Here is a 16,265-nt window from a genome sequence, read left to right as displayed (position 1 = left end):
GGTTCCGATAGAGCTGTGAATTGACACTCGACGAACACACAACCCTGGCCGGACGCTTCGTCCGGTCCAGGGTTGTTTTCGGTCCGCATGAGACCAATCTTGCTGTGGGAAGATCACTTTCCGATCGGCACCGTGCGTACTACCAGCGCCGCGCCGAGGGTGGAGCCGGAATCGTCGTCACCGAAGTGGCCTCGGTATTGGAGAACGACTGGCCGTACGAGCGGGCACCGCTGGCGTCGGAGTGCGGCCCGGGGTGGCAGTCGATCGCGGCTGCATGTGCTCCGTACGGAACGCTGGTTCTTGCCGGGCTCGGTCATACCGGGATGCAGGGATCGAGCGCCTACTCCCAGTCGGTGCTGTGGGGACCGTCAAGAGTGGCCGACCCGGTGACGCGTGAGTTGCCGATGGCAATGGGGCAGCCGGAAATCGACCAGCTGATAGCCGGATTTCGTGAAGCGTCGGCAATGGCCATCGCTTCGGGAATGGACGGAGTGGAACTCGATGCCGGTCCTCGAAGCATTTTGCGACAATTCCTTTCGGGTCTGACCAACACTCGGCAAGACCGATACGGCACTGATCGCGTTGCCCTTGTTCGCGAGATCATCTCGGCAGTGCGCGAGGAAGTCGGGTCGGACCACGTTGTCTCCCTGCGGTTGTCCTGCGACGAGGAAGCACCATGGGCGGGACTGACACCCGATCTCGCCGCCGGTTTTGCACGCGATCTGTCGCCACTACTCGATCTCCTTGTCGTCGTTCGTGGCGGACTCTATTCGTCAGAGGGGTACCGACCCGACTTTCACTGCCCGCCGAACTTCAACCTCGATCTGTGCCGTGAGATCAAGGCCGCGGTCTCGATTCCGGTTGTCGTGCAGGGGAGCGTCGTGGACATTGCCGACGCTCGTGCAGCGCTGGAAGTGGCCGAGTTCGTCGAGATGACCAGGGCCCAGATCGCGGACCCGGACCTGGTCGTGAAAGCCGCGCGCGGTGATCGTCCACGGCCGTGTGTGCTCTGCAATCAGACGTGCCTCGTGCGTGATCCTCGCAACCCGGTCGTGACGTGCGTGGGGAATCCGAGCGCGGGTTTCGAGACGGTGGACCCCGATGAGCGAGAGCAGATTTCGGCACCGGGAGCCGTGCTGGTCGTGGGGGGTGGCCCCGCCGGGATGGAAGCCGCGCGGATCTCGGCGGTGGCGGGGCACTCGGTCACACTCGTCGAGAGTTCATCGCAGTTCGGCGGCATGATCCGAACTTTTGCGCGAGGTGACGGCCGCAGCCGGTTCACACTCCTCGCACAGTGGCTCGAGGACGAATGCCGTCGTAGCGGCGTGACGATGCGGACCGGGGCGGCGGTCGACGCGCAGGACCTGCGTGATGCACGTAGTCGGGGCGAGCTGGTTGTGGTTGCCACCGGTAGTGCTGCGCGGCCGCCGACGTATCCGGTCGACGACTCGGTTCGGTGGTTGGATGCGTCGGAAGCCTTCGGGAAGTTGACCACCGTGGGGCCGGGTCCGGTCGCGCTGATCGATCCGCTCGGTGGACCGATCGCGGTGGCGCTCGCAGAAGCACTCGCGGCCGAGGGCGTCTCCGTCTCGATTGTGACCCCGGACAGCATCGTCGGTTCGAGGCTCGGTGCGAGTGGGGATCTGGTCGGCGCCAACACGCGCATCCAGCAGGCCGGGGTCACCAGGGTGCTCGCGTCCCGTGTCATCGAAATCGCCTCAGGGGCCGTCTGCGTCGAGCACGCTCATACCGGCGAGCGGTCACAGCTCGAGTGTGAAGTGGTGATCGACTGTTCGCCTCGTCTGCCGAACGAAACGCTGAAGGAAGCGGCCGACATCCAGGTGGGTGACTCGGTTGCCCCGAGAACTGTTCTCGAATCCATCCGCGAAGGGCGCTTTGCAGGGTTTACTACTAGAACGAGTTTCAATTCTGCAGAGAGGGCTATCTCATGACACAGGGTTCAGTTCGTTCGCTCGAAGGTCGCGTTGCTTTCATCACCGGCGCAGCGCGCGGCCAAGGACGTGCGCACGCAGTCAAGATGGCGCGCGAGGGAGCAGCGATCATCGCAGTCGACGTGTGCGCGTCGGTGGCGTCGGACAATTCTTACGACGCAGCAACTTCCGAGGACTTTGCCGAGACGATACGTCTGGTCGAAGCGGAGGGTGGGAAGATCCTCGCCCGCGAGGTAGATGTCCGTGACGGCGCAGCGCTCACCGCGGTGGTCAAGGACGGTGTCGAGCAGTTCGGACGCCTCGACATCGTGGTCGCCAACGCCGGGGTCTGTAACTGGAATCGATTCTGGGAAATGTCGGACGAGCAGTGGGAAACCCTGATCGACATCAACCTGACCGGAGTCTGGAAAACTCTGAAGGCATCGGTGCCGGCGATCATCGAAGGTGGGCGCGGTGGATCGATCATCGTGGTCAGTTCGGTGGCCGGACTCAAGGCGCTGCCCGGACAGGCGCACTACGCGAGCGCCAAGTTCGGTCTCGTCGGTCTGACACAGGCCGCGGCAAAGGAACTGGGGGAGTACAAGATCAGGGTCAACTCGATCCATCCCTACGGAGTAAATACGCCGATGGGTGTCGACCAGGGTGCGCTCGAGGTGTTTGCCAAGTTCCCGCAGTACCTTCCCAACTTCACTCCGATCCTCTCGGACATCGCGTTCGCCGAACCCGACGAGATCGCCGATACCGTTCTGTGGCTCGCGGGTGACGGTTCACGCACCGTCACGGCAAGTCATATCGCTCTCGATCAAGGAAACTCCAAGGTCTGATGACGCCGTACCCGCGCCTCTTCGCGCCACTGCGCCTGGGCAACCTGACACTCCGCAATCGGGTCGTGTTCTCCGCACACCTGACCAATTACGCGGAGAACGGGTTGCCGACGGAGCAGCACGCGAGCTACTACGAGGCGCGGGCACGCGGCGGTGCGGGTCTGATCATCACCGAGGAGCACTCGACGCATCCTTCGGATCGACCGTACGAGAAGATGATTGCGGGCTATCGGCCGGAAGCGATCGAGGGATACCGGCGGATCACCGACGCCGTTCATGCACATGGTTCGTCGATTCTCGCGCAGATCAACCACAATGGGGGTCAGGGCGCTGGAACCTATTCGCGATCGCCGCTGTTGGCGCCGAGCGCCGTTGCGGATCCGTTGTTCCGCGAGGTGCCCAAAGCTGTCGACGACGCGGACATCGCCGAGATTCTCGCAGGGTTCGCCCTTGTTGCGCGCAACTGCGTCGCCGGTGGCTTCGACGGGGTGGAATTGCAGGCGTCGCAGTCGTCCATCGTGCGCGCGTTTCTCGCACCCTCGACCAACCTGCGCACCGATCGCTACGGCGGGGGCGTGGCGAATCGTGCGCGTTTCCTTCTCGAAGTGCTCGGGGTACTGCGTAAGGCCATCGGCCCGGATCGTGTGCTCGGTGTGCGCCTGAGTGGATACGAAGGAACGCGGGGTGGCATCGAACTGTCCGACGCGGTAACCACCGCCCAACTGATCGAAGCTGACGGTCACGTCGACTACATCAACACCACCGTCGGAATGGCCACGGAAACACTGCATCTGGTCGAAGCATCGATGGCTGTACCCACCGGCTACGCCAACTTCGTCCCGTCTGCGATCAGGGAGGTCGTCGATCTTCCAGTCGTCGGAGTCGGCCGTTTCAAGACGCCGGAGCAAGCCGAAGCTGCACTCGAGGACGGTGTATGCGATCTGGTGGGCGTAGTTCGCGGGCAGATCGCCGATCCGGATTTCGTGAACAAGGCGCGTGCCGGTCAATCGTCACAGGTGCGAACCTGCCTGTCCTGCAACCAGGAATGCGTCGGGCGGATGGGTCTGGGGCGTTGGTTGGGGTGCACCGAAAATCCGCGCGCCGGTCGGGAATCGGTCCCACTGCCGATGCCGCGGCGACGGGGCCGCACGGTGATGGTAGTTGGCGGCGGCCCGGCCGGCCTGCAAGCTGCGGCCACCGCGGCCCAGCGAGGTCATGCGGTGACGCTGTTCGAGCGTGAACGAAGACTTGGCGGACAGATTCTTACCGCCTCGGTGGTCCCCGCTCGACGGGAGCTCGCCGACCTCGTCCGAAATCTCGAATCGGAGTGTCGCCGAAGCGGTGTGACGATCGAGCTGGGTGTTGGAGCTGACCTTGTGATTGTGGAGGAAAGGGCGCCCGACGTGGTAGTGATCGCAACCGGGGCGCGGCCCGTGCGCCCAGCATGGGCGAGCGAGTCGAGCCGAGTGGCGGGCGTACGGGACGTGCTCGACGGCAGGGTTCTACCGAGCGGAACGGTGCTCGTATACGACGAGTTGGGATTCCATCAAGGTACGTCGGTGGCGGAATTCCTGGCTGATCGAGGTTGCGCTGTCACGATCGCGACCAACGGTATGGTGGTTGCCCAAGATCTGAGCGTCACCCTGGATTTCGAGGGGTGGAACCGCCGGGCGTTCGAGAAGTCGATCGTGCAACGGACGGATCTGATGGTGACTTCGGTGAGCACTGGAGCCTCGCCGCTCGTGAGCTTGGTTCACCTTCCGACGGGTGTGGTCGAGGAAGTTGCGGTCGACTGGGTGGTCTTCGCGACACAGCAGGAACCTGTAGACGAGTTGTGGAACTCCTTGCGGGGAAGTTCTTTCGAGATATTTCGCATCGGTGACGCCTTGTCTCCGAGACGTTCGCACGCAGCGGTCATTGAGGGGCATCGGGCTGCGTTGGCGATATAAGTCGTCCGTTTTGTCTCTGGTTCTCGAAAGTATGTTCGATTAAACTTTCGGTATGAACAGTCGGGAAGCATGGCAGCTGGATGGCGAGGGCCTCAAGGGTGAGGTTCTCGATCTGGTGCGTGTCCGGCATGAGTTGCAGTCGCGGATGGTGTTGCTGATTGTGGAAATGTTTTCCCGTGAGGTTCTCGGTGGGAAGGGTTTTCGGGCGATCGCGCAGTGGTTGCATGGTTCGACGAATTTGGAGATCGGTGAGTGCAGTCTGCTGGTCGGGTTGGCGCGGTTGTTGATGCTCGAACCTGTTGTGGCGGATGCGTTTCACCGGGGTGATGTGGATGCGTTGAAGGCGCGTCAGGTGGCGTCGTTTTGTCAGCATCCGCCGAAGAACATGACCCTGGCGGATGTGGACAAGGCTCGCGGGATTCTGCTCGGGTTGGCGTCGAAGAACATTGCCGATTGTGATGCGGTGCGGGCAGCGATTCGGCGGATCGAGAAGCAGTACGGCAAGCGTGAGGACGGTGTTCCGGTCGGGGAGGATTCGGAGCGTAATGAGTTCTACGCCTCGAAAGGCTTGTACGGCAGAGTGACTGTGAAGGGTGATCTGGATGCTGTGAACGGGGCGCGGTTGATCACGTTGTTGTCGAGTTTGTCGGCGCCGACGCCGGAGAAGGACGGTGTCAAGGACACGCGTACTCCGGCATTACGGCGTGCGGACGGGTTTTGCGAGTTGTTGCGCCGGTATGAGCGGGCGGGGTTGGGTCCGATCGAGGGCGGCGTGAAACCGCACATCACGGTGACTGCGTCGGCGAAAGACATGACGGACCTTAAAGTTCTGAAAGACCTCTTGCCGTCCACCGAGGAGCTGGGATTTGCGTGGGCGGATTGGGTGGGCCCGATCAGCATCGACACTGCACGGATGCTGGCGTGCGACTGCACGGTCACGCGGATTTTGTTGGATGAGAACGGTGTTCCGCTCGACTGCGGCAAGGAAGCGAGAACAGCGACGGTGCCGCAGAGGCGGGCGTTGGCGGTTCGTGATGGTGGGTGTGCGTTTCCGGGGTGTGGGACGCCGTCGGGGTGGTGCGATGCTCACCATATTGTTCATTGGAATGACGGTGGCCCAACGGATCTCGACAATCTGATCTTGTTGTGCGGTCATCATCATCGGACGATGCACCACACGGAGTGGCGGGTGGAGATCGGTCCGGATCGGAAGTCGGTGTTCTATCCGCCCATGTCGATCGATCCGTATCAGCATCCGATCGGCGGGAACAGTCCACCGACAGCGGCGTGAACCGCGACAACTGAAAACTCATACACCGGGGCACAACCATGCCCCGGTGTATCCGCATGCTGTGTTGCGGTGAGAGGAGCCGGCACCAATACGATCGGGGGATGAGTTCTCCGCGTGACCTTGCTGCCATCCCGAGTCCTGCGCTCGAGGGCACTGCGCTCACCGTCGTGGTCCCGGTCGGTTCTTTCGAACAACACGGACCGCACCTGCCTCTCGATACCGACACCCGGATCGCGAGAGCAGTCGCACAGGCCCTGCCCGACGTCGTCGTGGCCCCGGCCATCGAATACGGGGCGAGCGGCGAACACGAAGGGTTTGCCGGCACGATTTCGATCGGTGCCGAGGCTATGGAAACCCTCGTCGTCGAATACGGAAGGTCGGCGTTCAGGTGGACGAAGCGGGTGCTGTTCGTCAACGGCCACGGCGGAAATGGTCCCGCGCTGGCCAAAGCTGTGGCACTTCTTCGATACGAGGGACGTGACGCCGCTTGGGTGCCGTGCGCTGTTGCGGGTGCCGATGCGCACGCGGGGCACACTGAAACGAGCCTATTGCTGCACCTTTCGCCCGATTTGGTGCACATGAGCCTTGCTGAGACAGGAAATTTGTCTCCTATCGCGGACCTGATGCCAGGAATGCGTTCGGGCGGTATGGTCGCTGTGTCGCAAAACGGCGTTCTCGGCAATCCAGTCGGGGCTACCGCCGAAGACGGCGCATACATCTTCGGTGAGTTGGTAGGACGCGTGACGGATGGACTGGCCCGGTGGGAGCCTGGTCCAGATGGGAGGCTTCGGTGACGACCACGACCGAGTGGGGGCGGACGGTCCACCTGCGACGGCTTTCGAGGCTGCGACGAGTTGCAGCACGACGGGCTACGTCCCTTACGATCATCTGATGCGACCAGCAAGACTCCCCGACGGCTTCGGCATTCGGTTGGACCCCAAGGTGCGCACGTACTCGGGCGGCCGGGTGCTCATCGGCGGCTCTCCGACACGGATGCTCAAGCTGGCTCCGACGGCTGCGGCGATGATCGGTGACGGCTTCCTCGAGGTGGTCGACCAGCAGAGCGCTGCGGTTGCTCGTCACCTTCTCGATTCAGGCGTCGCGAATCCTCGTCCGATGTCGACACCGTCTGCTGCAGATGTCACCGTCGTGATTCCGGTCAAGGACAACCAGGCCGGCGTCGAACGCCTACTGCCCGTCCTCAAGGATCTGACCGTCATCGTTGTCGACGACGGTTCGGAAGTGCCGGTGGAGCCCCGTCGCGCCTGCCCGGGCACCGGAACCATCACAGTGGTGCGGCACGAGAGCGCCCGCGGACCCTCGGCAGCGAGAAACTCGGGATTGCGTTCGGCCCAAACACGTTTCGTAGCTTTCCTCGACTCCGACGTCATACCGCGTGCCGGTTGGCTCGAGTTGATGTTGGGCCACTTCAGCGATCCAGGGGTTGCCCTTGTTGCGCCCCGCATCGTCGCCCTCGATCCGTACGGGACGGCGCTGGCGCGGTACGAGAACATGCGATCGTCTCTCGACCTCGGACGCAAAGAAGCTGCGGTGAAGTCGGGAAGTCCGGTCGCCTATGTTCCCAGCGCGGCCGTGATCGTCCGGCGCGACGTGGCACTCGAATGCAACGGTTTCGACGAGAGTCTCGAAGTGGCCGAGGACGTCGATTTCTGCTGGCGACTGCAGGCTGCGGGTTGGCGACTGAGGTACGAACCGGTTGCGCATGTCGCCCACGATCATCGAGTTCAGTTCGACAAGTGGTTCGCCAGGAGAGCGTTCTACGGCACGGGCGCGGCGCCGTTGGCTGCAAGACACGAGGGTTCGGTTCCGCCGATGGCGATGTCGTTCTCGACGCTCTTCGCGTGCATCGCCGCCGCAACACTGACCCGTTCCGGTCTTGCGAGTGCGCTGGGTGCTCTGCTCTTCACGGTGTATCGCCTGCGAAAGATGTTCAACGGGCTGAGTCAGCCCACCCGGATCGCAGCGATCCTCACTGCGCAGGGGTTTGTCGGAGGATTCTGGCAACTCGCCTCGGCGATGTGTCGTCACTACTGGCCGGTGACTCTTCTGGCGGTGATCGCTTCCCGTCGAATTCGGCGACTGGCCGTCGCTGCGGCAGTCACCGAAGGTTTGGTGGACTGGTATCGCCACCGTGAGCCAGGCGGGCTGGGTCCGGTTCGGTACGTCTTCTTCAAACGAGCAGATGACATCGCGTATGGAGTCGGACTCTGGCGGGGCGCGTTCGACGCTCGCGACTGGGCGGCGCTGAAACCTCGAATCACCAAGTGACAGAAGCCGACTACGCAGACTTCCTGGTTGTCGGTGGTGGCACGTGTGGCTGCGTCGTCGCAGCTAGGCTCAGTGAAGATCCATCCGCCACGGTGATGCTCCTCGAATCGGGAAGCGGATATCGTTCGGCGCTCGAACTTCCGGACGTCCTGGGTGATCCGTACCGACTGCCGGTCGGACCTGCGAGCGAATACACGTGGACGTATCCGGTCGAACTGACACCGCGTCGGGCGTCCACGATTGCGCGCGGGCGGACGCTCGGTGGGTCCGGGGCCGTCAACGGTGCGTACTTCACTCGAGCGACCCGCGCAGATTTCGAGAACTGGCCGAGTGCTTGGCGATACGACGACGTCTTGCCGTACTTCAAGAAGTCTGAGACGGATCGTGATTTCGAGGGCGAGTTCCACGGGACCGCCGGTCCGATCCCGGTCGAGCGTCGAGCGTGGGACCAACTGCATCCACTGAGCGGTGAGTTTCATGCGGCAGCGCTCGGAGCAGGTTTTCCCGACGACGTCGACAAGAATGCGCCGGACTCGTTCGGCGTCGGCCGAGTGCCACTGAACGTGGCGGATCATCGTCGGATCAGTACTGCGATCGGGTATCTGATGCCGGCGTTGCACCGCCCGAATTTGCGGGTGGAATCCGGAGTGAACGTCATTCGCATCGTATTCTCGGGAACCCGTGCGATCGGCGTCGACGTTCTCGACGACGGCAACGTCCGACGCATTCGTGCCGACCACGTGATCGTGTGTTCGGGTGCGGTGGCGACGCCGCACATTCTCTTGAATTCCGGTGTTGGTCCGGCGGAACAACTTGCAGAGCAAGGAGTTTCCGTCATTCTCGATCGGCCTGGCGTCGGCCAGAACTTCGTCGACCATCCGGAAGTGCTGCTGCCGTACCATTTTTCGACGCCTCGTACGATTCGCTCGCAGACACCGGTGCTGGAGACTGCGCTCAATCTCGCCGAGCTTGAAATCCGTCCGTACACCGCATCTTTCACAGACTTGGTTCCCGGTGTGCCTCGCATGGATCACGGCGTCGGGGTGGTCCTCATGGCGCCGCGCAGTCGTGGGAGCATCGAACTGGCATCGGGGGATCCCGCTGGGGCACCGCGTATTCGATACAACTACGTCGCGTCGACGCACGATCGAGCAGCCATTCGGGAAGGAATGCAGATCGCCGAGAACCTTCTCGAGTCGATCGCCGACACCGGGTTGATCGATCGCCCCGTCGTGGAGTACACAGACGAGTGGATCGAATCTCGCCTCGGTACGTCCTTGCACATGTCCGGTAGCTGCGTGATGGGTGCCGAATCGGACCTGTTCGCAGTCGTCGATGATCGGTGCCGTGTGATCGGCGCGGCAGGACTCAGTATTGTTGACACGTCAATCCTGCCGACGATCCCGACCCGCGGCCCACACGCGACCGCGGTGATGGTCGCGGAACGAGCAAGCGCCATCCTGCTCGGTGACGAGTGGCCGCGAGGGGCAGCAGGCTAGGTCGACAGTCATACCGAATGGTCGTTCTCGCCTATGGGCTGTGATCGGCGTTACAGTGGTCCACGGAGCGGAGGAACGCAAAATATGGCACGTGAACAGGCTGTGTCCGGCAACCCGTGGGTGGCGGTCAGGCCAGGCGATGACGTCGCGTTACTCGCGCGGCGACTTTCGTCTGCCCATCAGTCGTTCATCGATGCCCGCGGCGTGCCCGGCCAAGGGCTGACCGACGACTCCCATGTCCGTTCGGTCGTGCTCGAGTCCTGGATGCGGAGCCGCAACAAGGGAGTAAATCCTGACGTTGTCGGCAATCCTGAGATGCTCGAGGGGTTGGAACTCGAAAAATATCGGTCCGCGCATCCCATGTCACTGATCCGTCCGGTGATTCGGAAACTCCTGGTGGAAGATGCTGCCGAGACCGGATTGCTGATCGCGATCAGCGACGCACACGGTCGACTGCTCTGGGTGGAGGGTGACAACTCGGCCAAGGACAAAGCGTTGTCCATGAACTTCGTCGAAGGCGCCGACTGGAGCGAAGATCGTGTCGGCACCAATGCGCCGGGAACGGCGCTTGCTCTCGACCACTCCGTACAGATTTTCGGATCCGAGCATTTCAACCGAACCGTGCACGACTGGAGTTGTTCGGCCGCACCCGTCCACGATCCCACCACTGGGCAAATCCTTGGTGCCATCGACATCACCGGTGGTCCCAGGGTCGCGGTTCCCGAAGTGCTGTCGCTGATCCGTGCAACTGTTGCGGCCGCCGAATCGGAATTGCGATTCCACCTCTTGAACTCGCCTATCCCGCTCAGCGCCACGGCTCCGCGCCTCGAAACATTCGGTGCCGGCCGGCCGACGCTGGTTCGCGGTGGTGACCGCATCCCGATTTCGCAGCGTCACGCCGAGATTCTCCTTCTGCTCTCCGAACATCCGGAGGGTCTGAGCTCCGACCGCCTTGCGGTCCTGCTCGACGAGGGGGAGCTCGACGCAGTGACCATTCGCGCGGAAATGTCGCGGCTTCGTAAGGTTTTCGGCGCCGACCGGCTGGCTTCGCGTCCTTATCGGATCATCACGGAGTTCACGACAGACGTCGGCGACGTGCGGGCAGCGTTGGATCGCGGAGACGCGGCGACGGCGATGAAACTGTATTCGGGCCCGGTACTGGCAGGCTCGGCCTCCCCGGGAATCGAAGAGGTGCGGGAAGAACTACGCACCAGGGTTCAGGCGGCTCTGCTGCGTGGAGGTGACGCCAACCTTCTGGCCCGGTGGACCACGTCCGTACATGGGCGCGAAGACTCCGTCGTGTGGGAGGCCTACCTGTCCACGTTGGATCCTCAATCTCCGCTGTATTCGCAGGTCCAGGCAAGAATTGATCTCCTCGACCGCCAATTGGGCATCTGAGAATCATCTGCGTTTCTCGCACGCAACGTACTTGCAACGTTGCAACTCCTAGTGTTGTGAATCACACCCCACCGGGGGGTGGGATTGCAGTCACCGAATTGGTGGGTGCGCCCAGGAAGATCACGTTTACATAGGAGCTTGCAATGACCGTGTACGCCCGCCCAGGTACCGCCGACGCGATCATGTCCTTCCAGTCTCGATACGACAACTGGATCGGCAACGAATGGGTTGCTCCGGTCAAGGGTCAGTACTTCGAGAACCCGACACCGGTGACCGGACAGAATTTCTGTGATGTGGCTCGTTCCACCGCAGAAGACATCGAGCTCGCTCTCGACGCAGCGCACGCAGCAGCTCCGGCCTGGGGCAAGACCTCGGTCGCCGAGCGCGCGATCATCTTGAACAAGATCGCTGATCGGATGGAGGAGAACCTCGAATCCATCGCACTCGCCGAGTCGTGGGACAACGGCAAGCCGATCCGCGAGACCCTCAACGCCGACATTCCGCTCGCCATCGATCACTTCCGTTACTTCGCGGGAGCTATTCGCGCACAGGAAGGTTCGCTTTCGGAGATCAACTCCGACACCGTGGCGTACCACTTCCACGAGCCGCTCGGCGTAGTCGGCCAGATCATTCCGTGGAACTTCCCGATCCTCATGGCCGTGTGGAAGCTCGCACCCGCCCTTGCTGCCGGCAATGCCATCGTGCTCAAGCCTGCCGAGCAGACACCCGTCTCGATCCTGCACCTCATCGGCATCATCGGTGACCTGCTGCCTGCCGGTGTGCTCAACATCGTCAACGGCTTCGGCGTCGAGGCCGGAAAGCCGCTCGCGTCGAGCCCGCGTATCAAGAAGATCGCGTTCACCGGTGAAACCACCACAGGTCGCCTGATCATGCAGTACGCGTCGCAGAACCTCATCCCCGTGACCCTCGAACTCGGTGGCAAGAGCCCCAACATCTTCTTCTCCGACGTCCTCGCCTCCAACGACGACTACCAGGACAAGGCACTCGAGGGCTTCACGATGTTCGCCCTCAACCAGGGCGAGGTCTGCACCTGCCCGTCACGTTCGCTGATCCAGGAAGACATCTTCGACGAGTTCCTCGCGATGGCCGCCATTCGCACCAAGGCTGTGCGCCAAGGGGATCCGCTCGACACCGACACCATGATCGGTGCCCAGGCCAGCAACGATCAGCTCGAGAAGATCCTCTCGTACATCGAGATCGGCAAGGCCGAAGGCGCCAAGGTCATCACCGGTGGTGAGCGGGCCGAACTCGGCGGAGACCTGTCCGGCGGCTACTACGTCCAGCCGACGGTGTTCACCGGCAACAACAAGATGCGCATCTTCCAGGAAGAGATCTTCGGACCCGTCGTCTCGGTCACCTCGTTCAAGGACTACGACGAGGCCATCGAAATCGCCAACGACACGCTCTACGGTTTGGGCGCCGGTGTCTGGTCCCGCGACGGCGGAGTCGCGTACCGAGCAGGCCGCGACATCCAGGCCGGTCGCGTCTGGACCAACACGTACCACCAGTACCCGGCACACGCCGCTTTCGGTGGATACAAGCAGTCCGGCATCGGCCGCGAGAACCACCTGATGATGCTCTCGCACTACCAGCAGACCAAGAACCTCCTGGTCAGCTACGCCCAGAAGGCTCAGGGCTTCTTCTGATCGACCCACCGGCACCCGTGAGCCCCTCGCTGCGGGTGCCGGTGCGCAAGACTGCAACACGCGAAACCTGCACAAACACACGGAGGTTGGAATGAGCGCCACGGACACACCCGATACCGGCGCCGTTCCACCCCGGTTGGTGACCACCGCTGGGGCGGCTGACCTGCTACGCCGCCTCAGCGGGACTCACGGCGAACTGATGATGCATCAATCCGGCGGATGCTGCGACGGCTCGGCCCCGATGTGTTATCCCTCAGGCGAATTCATCGTCGGGGACCGTGACGTACTACTCGGAATCGTCGATCTCCGACTTGCTGTCGGAGAGATTCCCGAAGACCTTCCCACCGGAACCGACGCTGTACAGGTCTGGATTTCCGGATCACAGTTCGAAGCCTGGAAGCACACCCAGTTGGTGCTGGACGTCGTGCCCGGCCGCGGCAGCGGATTCAGCCTGGAGTCTCCTGAAGGATTCAGATTCCTCAGTCGAGCAAGGGCATTCACACCGGACGAAAACGAAGCACTCGGCGCGTCGAGCATTCTCGTGGGCGCTGATTGGGAAGCGGGCGTGCGTCCATCGCCCCCGACGGTTCCCCAGGTCGTCGCCGAGGCCGTCGATGCCTGCCCGGTGCCAGGCGCGGCCGCCCGATCCTGAGAACGGCCGCCTGAAGAAGATCTGAACAGACTCGGGGCCGCTCACATGACAGCCAGTTAACAGCACGGTCATCTTCACGCGACCTTCTCCGTACATCGCCCACATACCGTTCATTTCACGCGACGCATCCACCGTGCGTCGTCTCATTCTTGACCGATTCAGAGGATGGACATGTCTCTTTCCGACCACGCAACCGGCAAAAACGCCGGTGCCGCGGGTGCACACCACGACGGCGCAGACTTCCATGCGGAAGACAATTCGTATCTGGAGAAACGAACACTCCGAAAGGGAACAGCAGGGTGGGTGCTGCTTGCGGGGTTGGGTGTCAGCTATGTGATTTCCGGTGACTACGCCGGCTGGAACAACGGTCTGGCCGAAGGTGGTTTCGGTGGCCTTCTCATCGCGGCCGTCGTCATCGCGGGGATGTACCTGGCGATGGTGCTCGGTATGGCCGAGATGTCGTCGGCACTTCCTGCCGCTGGTGGTGGATACACGTTTGCCAGACGGGCCATGGGGCCCTGGGGCGGATTTGCCACCGGCACAGCAATTCTCATCGAGTACTCGATAGCACCCGCAGCGATCGCGACCTTCATCGGTGCGTACGTCGAGTCCCTGAACCTGTTCGGGATCACCGACGGGTGGTGGGTGTACCTCGCGGTGTACGCGATCTTCATCGGCATTCACCTCACCGGCGCCGGTGAGGCACTCAAGGCGATGTTCATCATCACCGCCATTGCACTCGTCGGCCTGGTCGTGTTCGCGGTTTCGGCTGTCGGCCTTTTCGATTCGTCCAACCTCACCGATATCGCCGTCGACACCAGCGCAGTCGGATCCTCGTCGTTCCTGCCATTCGGTCTGCTCGGAATCTGGGCCGCCGTGCCCTTCGCGATCTGGTTCTTCCTTGCCGTCGAAGGTGTGCCGCTGGCCGCCGAGGAAGCGCGTGAACCGGAGAAGAACGTCCCCCGCGGCATCATCATCAGCATGTTGATCCTGATCGTCACAGGCGCAACGGTTCTCTTCCTCGCCACCGGTGCGCTCGGCGCCGATGCCCTGTCCACCTCCGGAAATCCGCTCGTCGAGGCTCTGGGGGACAGCGGAGCGGCAAAGGCCGTCAACTACATCGGACTTGCCGGTCTGGTCGCGAGCTTCTTCTCGATCATGTACGCCTACTCACGTCAGACGTTTGCGCTCTCCCGCGCCGGCTACCTGCCGAAGAACCTGTCGGTGACCAACAAGCGCAAGGCCCCCACTCTCGCGCTCGTCGTTCCCGGAATCATCGGCTTCGCGCTCTCACTCACCGGTGAAGGTGCCATGTTGCTCAACATGGCGGTGTTCGGCGCGGCAGTCAGCTACGTCCTGATGATGGTGAGTCACATCGTTCTTCGTAAGCGTGAGCCGAACATGCCGCGCCCGTACCGCACGCCCGGCGGTATCGCCACCACCTCGTTTGCGCTCGTGATCGCGGCAGTGTCGGTGGTGGCCACCTTCCTGGTCGATCCCGTTGCGGCATTGCTGACGTTGGTCGCCTTCGGAGTTCTGATGGCGTACTTCGGTCTCTACAGTCGTCACCACCTTGTTGCCAACTCGCCGGACGAGGAGTTTGCTGTACTTGCACAGGCGGAAGAAGAATTGGGATGAGTCGCGGGATGGCCAAGTATCACCAGCAGGTATCCGGAACCAACTACTCGTTCGACGGTCTCGTCGATCTGATGGCAAAAGCGACACCACTGCGGTCGGGTGACGAACTAGCCGGTTGCGCGGCAAGCTCCGACGCCGAACGTGCTGCTGCCCAATGGGTTCTGGCTGATCTTCCGTTGACTGTGTTCCTCGAAGATCTGTTGGTTCCGTACGAGGACGACGAGGTCACCCGGCTCATCATCGACAGCCACGATCGCCTCGCATTTGCGCCAGTGGCCCACCTGACTGTTGGCGGATTACGGGACTGGCTGCTCGAGACTGCGTCGGCGCCGGAAGCTTCAGCACGCTTGTCCGCCGTGAGTCCCGGTCTGACCCCCGAGATGGTTGCCGCGGTCAGCAAGATCATGCGCAATCAGGACCTGATCGCCGTCGCCAAGGCCATCACGGTCACCGCGGGGTTCCGCACCACCATCGGACTGCCTGGACGGCTGAGCACCCGACTCCAGCCAAACCATCCGACGGACGATCCACGCGGCATTGCGGCGGCCACATTGGACGGTCTCCTGATGGGATGTGGCGACGCCGTCATCGGCATCAACCCCGCGACGGATTCACCCCAGGCCACCTCGGATCTGCTCCACCTGCTCGACGACATCCGTCAGCGATTCGAGATCCCGACTCAGTCGTGCGTGCTCTCTCACGTGACCACCACGATCGGACTGATCGAATCGGGGGTGCCGGTCGATCTTGTCTTCCAATCGATTGCCGGTACCGAAGGCGCCAATTCCGGTTTCGGAGTGAACATTCCGCTACTGCGCGAAGGTAACGAGGCCGGACGCTCCTTGAACCGCGGAACGGTCGGCAACAACGTCATGTACCTCGAGACAGGGCAGGGGTCCGCCCTCAGTTCAGGTGCCCACTACGGCACCGGCGGAGCCCCGGTCGATCAGCAGACACTCGAGACCAGGGCATACGCCGTGGCTCGAGATCTCGAGCCGCTGCTGGTCAACACGGTGGTCGGTTTCATCGGTCCCGAGTACCTCTACGACGGCAAGCAGATCATTCGCGCGGGCTTGGAGGATCACTTCTGCGGAAAACTCCTCGGG

At 62.4% G+C, this 16,265-nt stretch carries 12 protein-coding genes; all 12 read left to right on the top strand.

All coding sequences use genetic code 11. The features are described 5' to 3' along the window. Positions 1–20: 20 nt before the first annotated feature. A complete protein-coding gene (locus tag ABX74_RS22295) occupies positions 21–1,952 on the top strand; it encodes a mycofactocin system FadH/OYE family oxidoreductase 1 (RefSeq protein WP_047889733.1) in 1,932 nt (643 codons plus the stop codon). Further along, a complete protein-coding gene (locus ABX74_RS22290) occupies positions 1,949–2,776 on the top strand; it encodes a mycofactocin-coupled SDR family oxidoreductase (protein WP_003941966.1) in 828 nt (275 codons plus the stop codon). Before ABX74_RS22295 ends, ABX74_RS22290 begins: the two co-directional genes overlap by 4 nt. Continuing rightward, positions 2,776–4,725 (top strand): mycofactocin system FadH/OYE family oxidoreductase 2, encoded by a 1,950-nt coding sequence (locus ABX74_RS22285; RefSeq protein ID WP_047889732.1) that lies wholly within the window; start codon positions 2,776–2,778, stop codon positions 4,723–4,725. Before ABX74_RS22290 ends, ABX74_RS22285 begins: the two co-directional genes overlap by 1 nt. A gap of 52 nt (positions 4,726–4,777) precedes the next feature. Next, entirely contained in the window at positions 4,778–6,016 is a 1,239-nt protein-coding gene (locus ABX74_RS22280; protein ID WP_047889731.1) for an HNH endonuclease signature motif containing protein, read from the top strand. 101 nt (positions 6,017–6,117) lie between these two features. Continuing rightward, the gene (mftE, locus tag ABX74_RS22275) at positions 6,118–6,810 is read left to right on the top strand and encodes a mycofactocin biosynthesis peptidyl-dipeptidase MftE (protein ID WP_019744248.1); all 693 of its coding nucleotides are present in this window, start codon (positions 6,118–6,120) and stop codon (positions 6,808–6,810) included. Between the two features lie 97 nt (positions 6,811–6,907). After that, a complete protein-coding gene (mftF, locus tag ABX74_RS22270; protein ID WP_047889805.1) occupies positions 6,908–8,305 on the top strand; it encodes a mycofactocin biosynthesis glycosyltransferase MftF in 1,398 nt (465 codons plus the stop codon). After that, entirely contained in the window at positions 8,302–9,804 is a 1,503-nt protein-coding gene (gene mftG / locus ABX74_RS22265; RefSeq protein ID WP_047889730.1) for a mycofactocin system GMC family oxidoreductase MftG, read from the top strand. Before mftF ends, mftG begins: the two co-directional genes overlap by 4 nt. Positions 9,805–9,888: 84 nt before the next feature. Further along, positions 9,889–11,202, top strand: a complete 1,314-nt coding sequence (locus ABX74_RS22260) for a helix-turn-helix domain-containing protein (RefSeq protein ID WP_047889729.1) — start codon at positions 9,889–9,891, stop codon at positions 11,200–11,202. A gap of 143 nt (positions 11,203–11,345) precedes the next feature. Next, the gene (gene adh / locus ABX74_RS22255; protein ID WP_007730158.1) at positions 11,346–12,869 is read left to right on the top strand and encodes an aldehyde dehydrogenase; all 1,524 of its coding nucleotides are present in this window, start codon (positions 11,346–11,348) and stop codon (positions 12,867–12,869) included. 91 nt (positions 12,870–12,960) lie between these two features. Then, positions 12,961–13,521, top strand: a complete 561-nt coding sequence (locus tag ABX74_RS22250) for a DUF779 domain-containing protein (protein ID WP_019744244.1) — start codon at positions 12,961–12,963, stop codon at positions 13,519–13,521. 165 nt (positions 13,522–13,686) lie between these two features. Then, a complete protein-coding gene (eat, locus tag ABX74_RS22245; protein ID WP_003941913.1) occupies positions 13,687–15,159 on the top strand; it encodes an ethanolamine permease in 1,473 nt (490 codons plus the stop codon). Further along, positions 15,156–16,265, top strand: a 1,110-nt coding sequence (eutB, locus tag ABX74_RS22240) for an ethanolamine ammonia-lyase subunit EutB (protein ID WP_223257984.1), incomplete at its 3' end; no start/stop codon positions are given. The genes eat and eutB, both read left to right, overlap by 4 nt.

Source organism: Rhodococcus sp. ARP2 (assembly GCF_001029585.1).
In the GTDB taxonomy this organism is placed as follows: domain Bacteria; phylum Actinomycetota; class Actinomycetes; order Mycobacteriales; family Mycobacteriaceae; genus Rhodococcus_F; species Rhodococcus_F erythropolis.
This window is presented reverse-complemented; position numbering and strand designations above follow the sequence as displayed.

Coding starts and splice junctions, on each gene's coding strand:
- ABX74_RS22290 (WP_003941966.1), top strand. CDS start 1,949: ATGACACAGGGTTCAGTTCGTTCGCTCGAAGGTCGCGTTGCTTTCATC.
- ABX74_RS22285 (WP_047889732.1), top strand. CDS start 2,776: ATGACGCCGTACCCGCGCCTCTTCGCGCCACTGCGCCTGGGCAACCTG.
- ABX74_RS22280 (WP_047889731.1), top strand. CDS start 4,778: ATGAACAGTCGGGAAGCATGGCAGCTGGATGGCGAGGGCCTCAAGGGT.
- mftE (WP_019744248.1), top strand. CDS start 6,118: ATGAGTTCTCCGCGTGACCTTGCTGCCATCCCGAGTCCTGCGCTCGAG.
- mftF (WP_047889805.1), top strand. CDS start 6,908: ATGCGACCAGCAAGACTCCCCGACGGCTTCGGCATTCGGTTGGACCCC.
- ABX74_RS22260 (WP_047889729.1), top strand. CDS start 9,889: ATGGCACGTGAACAGGCTGTGTCCGGCAACCCGTGGGTGGCGGTCAGG.
- adh (WP_007730158.1), top strand. CDS start 11,346: ATGACCGTGTACGCCCGCCCAGGTACCGCCGACGCGATCATGTCCTTC.
- ABX74_RS22250 (WP_019744244.1), top strand. CDS start 12,961: ATGAGCGCCACGGACACACCCGATACCGGCGCCGTTCCACCCCGGTTG.
- eat (WP_003941913.1), top strand. CDS start 13,687: ATGGACATGTCTCTTTCCGACCACGCAACCGGCAAAAACGCCGGTGCC.